This window comes from Burkholderia sp. Tr-862 (genome assembly GCF_011753085.1).
Lineage (GTDB): Bacteria > Pseudomonadota > Gammaproteobacteria > Burkholderiales > Burkholderiaceae > Burkholderia > Burkholderia ambifaria.
This window is the reverse complement of the sequence record NZ_VWWG01000247.1, coordinates 1-7,078: the sequence shown is the minus strand read 5'-3', so window position 1 is coordinate 7,078 and position 7,078 is coordinate 1. Positions and strand designations below refer to the sequence as shown.

6 protein-coding genes are annotated in these 7,078 nt (G+C 68.4%); 1 reads left to right on the top strand and 5 read right to left on the bottom strand.

The features are described from left to right. The 5 genes from F3J14_RS32735 to F3J14_RS32715 all read right to left on the bottom strand — a co-directional run. Positions 1–1,363, bottom strand: a 1,363-nt coding sequence (locus F3J14_RS32735) for an APC family permease (protein ID WP_166726433.1), incomplete at its 3' end; no start/stop codon positions are given. A gap of 255 nt (positions 1,364–1,618) precedes the next feature. Next, a complete protein-coding gene (locus F3J14_RS32730) occupies positions 1,619–2,959 on the bottom strand; it encodes an aspartate aminotransferase family protein (RefSeq protein WP_166726432.1) in 1,341 nt (446 codons plus the stop codon). Between the two features lie 72 nt (positions 2,960–3,031). Then, on the bottom strand, positions 3,032–4,534 hold the full coding sequence (locus F3J14_RS32725) for an aldehyde dehydrogenase family protein (RefSeq protein ID WP_166726431.1): 1,503 nt from the start codon (positions 4,532–4,534) through the stop codon (positions 3,032–3,034). Positions 4,535–4,793: 259 nt separating this feature from the next. Continuing rightward, the gene (locus tag F3J14_RS32720; protein WP_166726430.1) at positions 4,794–5,525 is read right to left on the bottom strand and encodes a LuxR C-terminal-related transcriptional regulator; all 732 of its coding nucleotides are present in this window, start codon (positions 5,523–5,525) and stop codon (positions 4,794–4,796) included. Positions 5,526–5,644: 119 nt separating this feature from the next. Continuing rightward, positions 5,645–6,523, bottom strand: coding sequence for a neutral zinc metallopeptidase (locus tag F3J14_RS32715; protein WP_166726429.1), 879 nt, complete (start codon positions 6,521–6,523; stop codon positions 5,645–5,647). Between the two features lie 269 nt (positions 6,524–6,792). Between F3J14_RS32715 and F3J14_RS35955 the strand changes: the two genes are divergently transcribed. Then, positions 6,793–7,078, top strand: a 286-nt coding sequence (locus F3J14_RS35955) for an SDR family NAD(P)-dependent oxidoreductase (RefSeq protein WP_247682336.1), incomplete at its 3' end; no start/stop codon positions are given.

The following is a 7,078-nucleotide window of genomic DNA, read 5'->3' as shown; positions in this document are numbered from 1 at the left end:
CGCGCGCGTTCATGCCCGGCGGCGTGATGTACCAGATCGCGAGCACGATGCCGACGCTCGACACGATCTGCGGCAGCGGGAACAGCGGCGAACGGTACGGGCGCGGCAGGTCGGGACGGCGGATGCGCAGCATCACGACCGACGCGGTGACGAGCAGGTACGCGGTGCCCCATGCGCAGGTCGCGGCGAGCACGAGGTGCAGGATGCTGTCGAGGTTGCCGTGGATCAGCCATGCGTGGGCGATCGGCACGACCGCCGCCGCGACGATGCCGACCACCGGCGTCTTGAAGCGCGGATGCAGATACGCGAAGCAGCGCGGCAGCGCGCCGTCGATCGCCATCCCGTACAGGATGCGCGGCAGCCCGGCCATCAGCGTGTTGATCGTCGCGGCGCCCGCGCACAGGAACGCGATGCCGAACCACACGCGGCCGAAGGGCCCAAGCACCTGCAGCGCGAACGCGGGAATCGCGCCCGGCGTGTCGAGCAGGTGCGTCAGGCCGTCGGGGCTGACCGGCACGTTCGCGACCTGGCGGCGGATCGCCGCGCCGTACAGGAACATGCAGATCGCGACGCCGACGAGGCCGAGCGCCATCGCGCGCGGAATCGTGCGGCCCGGCGCCTTCATTTCCGGCGCGAGCGGCGTGACGAACTCGCAGCCGACGAACATGAACATCGCCATCCCGACCAGCGACAGCACGGCCGGCACCGACGTGCCGACTGCCGAGCCGCCGAACCAGCCGTCGAGATGCACGGCGGGCGCCGCGGCGAGGCCGAGGATCCCGAAGATCATCAGCGACAGCCACATGCCGGCCGTCAGCACGATCTCGAGCTTGCTGAACACCTTGATGCCGATGATGTTGGTGATCGCGAACGTGACCACCAGGCCGACGCCAACGAGCCACGAACTGTTGTGCTTCTCGAGCGCGGCGTTCAGCGACTCGAAGTTCACGAGCGCCATGATGCCGCTCAGGATCGTCTCCGCCGTGCCGGCGAACACGTGTACGAGGAAATACGCGGAAATCGTGCCGGTGATCGCCCAGAAGCGACCGAGCCCGCACGACAGGTAATCGTAAACCGAGCCGGCCGTCGGCAGCATCGCGGCGGCTTCGGAGAACGTCGTCGCCTGCGCCTGCATCATCACGAACGCGATGATCATCGCGACCGCGAACGCCCAGCCGCCCATCCCGAAGCCCGACGTCGCGGTGAGGATCACCGGACTCGCCATGATGAGGCCGACGGCACTCGCCAGCGCGGTCGGAAAACCGACCGCGCCCGCCGTCAGCACCGTCCCGCCGCCCGCTTCAGCCGGCGCACCGGCGGGCGTTTCTCCCGCGGCGCCGGTCACTCCAGACCATCCCGACATCCTCGTCTCCTTCCTGTTTCGGCCGGCGCCGCCGCTGCGGTGCCCGTTCCGTGCTTCGCGGTCAGCCCGGGGCAGCGCGTCAGCGCGTCGACCCCGGGCCCCTGTCGATCAAACTCGATCCGATGTCGAAAAAATACGCAGGCAAAATAATTCGGTCATAGCGCAAATCGGCAAAACGGCGGTGGGGAACGGGTTATCCCGCCCTCCACCGCCGGTTCGTCGTCACGCGCTCACGCGGTCACGACAGCACACCCCTCACGCGAACGGCACGCCCTCGAAACCCGCCGCGAGCGCGTCGACGATCCGGTCGAGCGGCTCGCGCTGGATCACGAGCGGCGGCGACAGGATGATCTTCGTGCCGACCGGACGCACCAGCACGCCGTGCTCGCGCGCCACTTCCGCGACCGCGTTCGCATAGCCGGACAGCGGGTCGATCGGCTCGCGGGTCTGCTTGTTCGCGACGAGATCGAGCGCGAGCATCAGCCCCTTGCCGCGCACCTCGCCGACCGCCGCGAAGCGTTCCGGAAACGACCGCAGCGCTTCGAGCAGATACGCGCCCTGCTTCGCCGCGTTCCCCGGCAGGTCTTCCTTCACGACGATGTCGAGGCTCGCAATCGCGGCCGCGCACGCAACCGGGTGCCCGGCGTACGTGTAGCCGTGCATGATCGCGCCGCCGAAGTCCGCGTTCGCGGCGAATGCGTCCTCGATCCGCGCGTTCACGGCCGTCGCGCCGAGCGGCACGTAACCGGACGAGATCCCCTTCGCGAGACACATGATGTCAGGGCGCACGCCCCAGCCGCGGCTGCCGAACATGCTGCCGCTGCGGCCGAAGCCCGTCACGACTTCGTCGGCGATCAGCAGCACGCCGTAGCGGTCGCACACCTCGCGCACGAGCGGCCAGTAGTTGGCCGGCGGCACGATCACGCCGCCCGCGCCCTGCACCGGTTCGGCGATGAACGCAGCGACCGTGTCGGGGCTCTGGAACTGGATCTCGCGCTCCAGCATTTCCGCGCAGATCCGGCCGAGTTCCTCCGGATCCTGCGTGAACGGGTTGCGGTACAGCCACGGCGTCTCGACGTGAAAGCAGCCGGGCAAGTTCGGCTCGTAGTTGCGGCGAAACACCGTATTGCCGTTCACCGACGCGCCGCCGAAGTGCGTGCCGTGATAGCCCTGCTTCAGCGAGATGAACTTCGTGCGATCGGCCTGGCCGCGCACCTTCCAGTACTGGCGTGCGATCTTCAACGCGGTCTCGATCGAGTCGGAGCCGCCCGAGCTGTACAGCACGCGGCGCATCCCTTCCGGTTCGAGCATGTCGATCAGCTTCTTCGACAGCTCTTCCGCGCGCGGATGCGAGATGCCGTCGAACAGCTGGAAGTATTCGAGTTCGTCGAGCTGACGCACGATCGCGTCCTTCACTTCCTGGCGGTTGTGCCCGACGTTCACGTTCCACAGGCCCGCGACGCCGTCGACGAGTTGCCGCCCGGTTTCATCGAACACGTAGCAGCCGTCGCCGCGCACGATGCGGATCGGCTTGCGCTGTTTCATTTCGTTCGGGTGCAGCATCGGGTGCCAGAACTTCGCTTCGTTGTAGCTCATTGCAATCTCCACTGTCGGATCGGTTGAACCTCGATCGCTCGGGTTCGAGGTTGTCGGCGTTCGCGCCGCGCGTCAGTGCGCGATGCAGACGGATTTGGTTTCGGTGAAGCCTTCGATCGCGTATTGCCCGAACTCGCGGCCGATGCCCGACTGCTTGTAGCCGCCGAACGGCATCGACGGATCGAGCGGGATGTGACAGTTCACCCACACGGTGCCGGCCTCGATCTGCGGCACGAGGTTCATCACGCGCTTCAGGTCGTTGCTCCAGATGCTCGCGGCGAGGCCGTACGGCGACGCATTCGCGAGCCGCACCGCGTCGGCCGCATCGTCGAACGGCACGACGACGATCACCGGGCCGAACACCTCGTCGCGCACGATCGCGCTGTCCGGATGCGGATCGGCGATCACGGCCGGCTTCACGTAGTAGCCGGGCAGGTCATCGGCCGGCGTGCCGCCAGCGAGGAACGTGAGGCCCGCGCGGCGCGCGCCTTCGATGTGCTGGACGACCTTGTCGCGATGGTGCGCGGAGACGAGCGGGTTGATCTGCGCGGTCGTGTCGAGGCCCGCGCCGAGCTTCATCGACTGCGCGACGCCGGCGAGGCCGTCCGCGAGCTGCGCGAACTTGCTGCGGTGAACGTAGATGCGCGACGCGGCCGCGCACACCTGCCCCTGGTTGAAGAACGCGCCGGCGGCGACGCCGTCGAGCGCCTGCGCGACATCGACGTCGTCGAGCATCACGATCGGATTCTTGCCGCCGAGTTCGAGCGAGAAGCGCGTCATGTTCTGCACGGCCGCCGCGCCGACCAGCTTGCCGGTCGCGGTCGAGCCGGTGAACGAGATCTTCGCGATCGACGGGTGGCTCGACAGCGCGGCGCCGCATGTGCGGCCGCCAGTGACGACGTTGAACGCGCCGGGCGGCATACCGGCCTCGCGGGCGAGTTCGGCGAGGCGCAGCGCGGTGAGCGGCGTTTCCGGCGACGGCTTCAGCACGATCGTGCAGCCGGCCGCGAGCGCCGGAATCAGCTTCCACACCGCGATCATCAGCGGGAAATTCCACGGCACGATCGCGGCGACCACGCCGACGGGCTCCTTGCGCGTATAGGCCGTATAGCGCGCGCCGGGCGGGAACGGGATCGACACGTCGAGCGTCTGGCCGGTGATCTTGGTCGCCCAGCCGGCCATGTAGCGCACGTATTCGACGCTCGCGCCGACCTCGATCGCGCGCGACACGTGGATCGACTTGCCCTGGTTCAGCGTTTCGAGCTGCGCGAGCGTTTCGGTGTCGCGTTCGATCAGGTCGGCGAGTTTCAGCAGGATGCGTTCGCGGTCGGCCGGGCGCAGTCCGCTCCATACGCGGGTGTCGAACGCGTGTTTCGCGCTCGCGACCGCGCGATCGACGTCATGCGCGTCGGCATCCGCGACCGTCGCGAGTCGCTCGCCGGTGGCCGGGTCGTACACGTCGAGCCGCGCGGCCGAGTGCGCGGGCTGCATTTCACCGTCGATGAAGAGGCCGAAATCGCGCGCAACGAAGGTGCGCACGGTGTCGCTGACGGCGACGAAGTTCGTGGTGCTCATGGGCGTCTCGATGATTGTCATGGCTGGGCCGCGTGCGCGTGGGCATGCGGGCGTCGAACCACTGTATCGGCGGGGAATCGCGCCCGGTGAGCGCAAATTGGCAGCGCGTGGGGGATCGAAACGCGAGGGACTCGGGAACGTGGACGGGCGGCGTGCGAACGCCACGCGATCGTCGGATGAATGGCGTGGCGTGAAGGTGAACGCGGAGGCGGAGGCGGAGGCGGAGGCGGAGGCGGAGGCGGAGGCGGAGGCGGAAAAATTACAGGAACAACACGCCGACCAGCTCCGTGCGGTTAGACACGCCGAGCTTCCGGTACATGCGCATCAGGTGGGTCTTGATGGTCGGCTGCCCGAGCGCGAGATCGCGTGCGATCTCCTTGTTCGAGCGGCCGTCGCGCACGAGGCGTGCGATCTGTTCCTCGCGGTAGGTCAGCCGCTCCTCGCAGCCGATCCGGTGAATCCCGCGCCGCGCACGCAGCAGCGGGGCCAGCGCCGCTTCGGCAACGGGCTGCAGCCGCGCAAGCGCGTCGACCTCGCCCGGCGCGAACCGGCCCGCCGTGCTGTTGCCGTTCGCATCGCCTTTTCCGAAGCGCAGCAGCGAAAACGCGCCGACCGTGCGGCCCGCGTCGTCGCGCAGCCAGATCTCGACGACATCGGCGACATCGTGCCGCTGCAGGAAACGGGTCCAGTACGCGGACGCGGCGCGTCTTTCGTCAGGCAATTGGGAAGCGAGCGTCACGACCGCGCGAATGCCCGCCGCGCAGCGAGACGGATGCAGCGGATCGAGCATCCGGTAGCGCGCGAGGTAGGTGCGATGCATCGACTCCGGCATCCCGAACAGCTCGAAATCGGCCGGCTCGCCGCTCAGGTCGAGCCGGTAGAACACGATCGCGGACGGGCTCGCGAATGCATCGAACGCAGCGACGCACGCATGCAGCGCGCGCTGCCAGTCGGCGGCTTCGTGGTCGGCGGGAACGGATGAGGTCGGCATGATGGGAGCGGCCGGCGGCCGAACGCGTCGAAGTTCGGGCCAGCCTACCGGCGCCGAAATGGGCCGGTAAGCCCAAATCGGCAATTCGTCAGCGGGCGGCGGGTGGCGCGCCCGCTCCGTCAGTGCGCGTTCGCGGCGAACGTGTCGCAGGCGCTCACTTCACCGGCTTCCATCCCGCGCCGCAGCCAGTACACGCGCTGTTCGCTCGTGCCGTGCGTGAAGCTTTCCGGCGCGACGTAGCCCTGGCCTTGCTGCTGCAGCCGATCGTCGCCGATCGCGGCCGCCGCCTTCAGTCCCTGCTCGAAATCGCCGGGTTCCATCAGCCGCTGGTTCGCGCGCTCCGCGTTGTTCGCCCATACGCCGGCGAAGCAGTCGGCCTGCAATTCCATCCGCACCGACAGCGCGTTTGAGCGGGCCTGGCTCGAACGGCGGCGCGCGGCATCGACCTTGTCGGAAATGCCGAGCAGGTTCTGCACGTGATGGCCAACTTCGTGCGCAATGACATAGGCCTGCGCGAAATCGCCGCCCGCGCCGAACCGCTTGCGCAATTCGTCATAGAAACCGAGATCGATATACACCTTGTGGTCGCCCGGACAGTAGAACGGCCCCATCGCGGTCTGGCCGGTGCCGCACGCGGTCGGCGTCGAGTTCGTGAACATCACGAGCTTCGGCGCCTCGTACTGCGCATGCAACTGGGTGTTGAAGACGCCCGTCCACGTGCGCTCGATATTGCCGAGCACCTTGCGCGTGAACACCGCGCCGGGATCGTTCGCCGGCGCGCCCTGGTGCTGCGTGGGCGCGGGCTGCGCCTGCTGCTGCCGGCCCTGCAGCGCCGATGCGCCTTCAAGCACGACGCGGGGGTCGATCCCGAAGAAATACGATGCGGCCAGCGCCACCACGATCGTGCCGATGCCGATCGTCGCGCGCCCGCCGCCGAACCCGCCGCCGCCGCGTCGATCCTCGACGTTCACGCTTTCTCTTTCGTCGTCCAGCCTCATTGCCGGCCCCTCCCTGCTCTTGTCGATGGTCCGGCCGCGCGATGCGCAACCGGGCGATCCGCCGCCGCGACAGGCGCGATCGGCGAACGCGATGGATCCGTATCCGGCGCACGCTCACGCCGATATCGCCGCCTGCCGTTCCGCTTGCACGACGGAATCGGCCGGCGCGCCGCGCCGGTGCGCGGGCTCGCCCGCGCGACGCCCGTGCCATTTTGCCGGGCTTTCGCGACTTGTCGCAAAAATACGGAGGATAGAGCGATTCGGCGCCGATGATCGTCAGCCTTTGCAAAATGGCCGAGATCCGGCCGGCCCGGTGCCGCGTGCAACCCTCGGCCGTCCGGCCGGTACAGGTTCATCCTTTCGGCGGATACCGGCGTGTGTCGACGCCGCCTAAAGTGACCGGAAACGACACCCTTCCGGAGAATGACATGACGCACCCGCCACCCCGAACGATCGCGATCACCGGCGCAGGCACCGGCATCGGCGCCGCGTGCGCTCGCCGCTTCGCCGCCCGCGGCGAGCACGTCGTCTTGATCGGGCGACGCCGGGCGCCGC